This is a genomic window from Alicyclobacillus kakegawensis NBRC 103104, from assembly GCF_001552655.1.
GTDB lineage: Bacteria > Bacillota > Bacilli > Alicyclobacillales > Alicyclobacillaceae > Alicyclobacillus_G > Alicyclobacillus_G kakegawensis.
In genome coordinates, this window is the sequence record NZ_BCRP01000060.1 from 1 (window position 1) to 1339 (window position 1339).

Below are 1339 nucleotides of genomic sequence, written 5' to 3' on the forward strand. Positions count from 1 at the left end.
ATTTGTTCGCATGTAAATGATGGGTATGATGCTACAGACGCTCAAATATCCGATCGATTAAATACCTGCTAAATGTGACGGGTGATTGAGATTTGATCAACACCTTGGTATTTCATTCCCTGCTCTTCCGCAGTAGGTATGGCTATGAGGGATTCTTCCATTCACCGTGGTAACGCCCTCGAAAAGGTGGTAGTGGCCACCACCCGGAAGTGGAATGGCGGGCCCTGTTCTTCCACTAAGGAAGTGCCGGTGTCCGTCATTAAAGGTTGTTGCCGTTGAGTAGGCATGGGTATGTGGAACGCCGCTGGGTGCGGGTGCTGTTACCCCTGTATAGCCATGTCGGTGTCCAACATCAAATGAGGTGATACCCGAGAATCCATGCGTGTGAAGTACCCGACCGTCCCACGTAACGAGGAATAGTTCATGGGAATGGGTACCCGAATCAGAGTCATCAGACTCAACAACAAACCCGAGCACACGTTGTTCATTTTCCTCTGTGTACCCTTTTTCTTTCACTCTTATCCTCCCCCTGTTGACCTTCCGATAATTGGATCAGAAAAAGAGCACGAAGATGATTAGGAAGACAATGGCTCAACGTTCCATGCCATAGAGATGAACTGTTCACACCTCATGAAACAAGTAATTCAGGAGAGAGGCCTTCGGAAATGGACAAAATCCTAAAATCGGCCTGCTTCTTTGACCCTCCGCAGCAGAATAATGCTTTCACCCTGTAATCGTTCGAAAGCAAAGGGTGAGGACCTCTTACATAATCCCCCGATCCCCGGAGGGGTTCTCATGGCGCTTGGACAAAAGCGTAATGTACCTGTTGTACCTCAAGCTGGTCGCGCCTTGGACCAACTGAAGTACGAAGTTGCGCGCGAATTGGGCATTCAGGTTCCGGAAGGTGGATACTGGGGGAACAATGCTCACACGTGACACCGGTGCCATTGGGGGAAACATCACACGCCGATTGGTTCAAATCGCGGAACAACAGTTATCAGGTCGCGCATAATCGAGGGAAACTGTCACCCTGGCCGTCGTAGCAACCGGGGTTTCGTTTGTCTTGAGACTGTGACAACGTCCGACTTTGCCATTGGGGTGATCAATTCATTATTCATCCCCAACCACTGCGGTCCAGCATCCTCGCCGTGCTCACGCTGATCATCTCATAGATGCACATTTCGCAAATAAGTTGGCCGCGAAATTCCCGAAGCATTCCGCCTCCCGGGCTGTCACAGAAGAGGCAGGTGGGCTCATATTTCCTCCGCGGTTATCGTAGCTTTGAAGGGTGGAAGCACTCGATGATGCGAAGAAGATGAGCATATCTTGTAGGAGATTC

Annotated in this window: 1 protein-coding gene and 1 pseudogene; one reads left to right on the top strand and one right to left on the bottom strand. The window is 50.2% G+C overall.

Annotation, left to right across the window (positions count from 1 at the left end; all coding sequences use genetic code 11):
• Positions 1-96 precede the first annotated feature (96 nt).
• The gene (locus tag AK2_RS16725; RefSeq protein ID WP_217994724.1) at positions 97-477 is read right to left on the bottom strand and encodes a YmaF family protein; all 381 of its coding nucleotides are present in this window, start codon (positions 475-477) and stop codon (positions 97-99) included.
• A gap of 318 nt (positions 478-795) precedes the next feature.
• Here AK2_RS16725 and AK2_RS16730 point away from each other — a divergent pair.
• A pseudogene (locus AK2_RS16730) lies at positions 796-1012 on the top strand (alpha/beta-type small acid-soluble spore protein).
• Positions 1013-1339 lie beyond the last annotated feature (327 nt).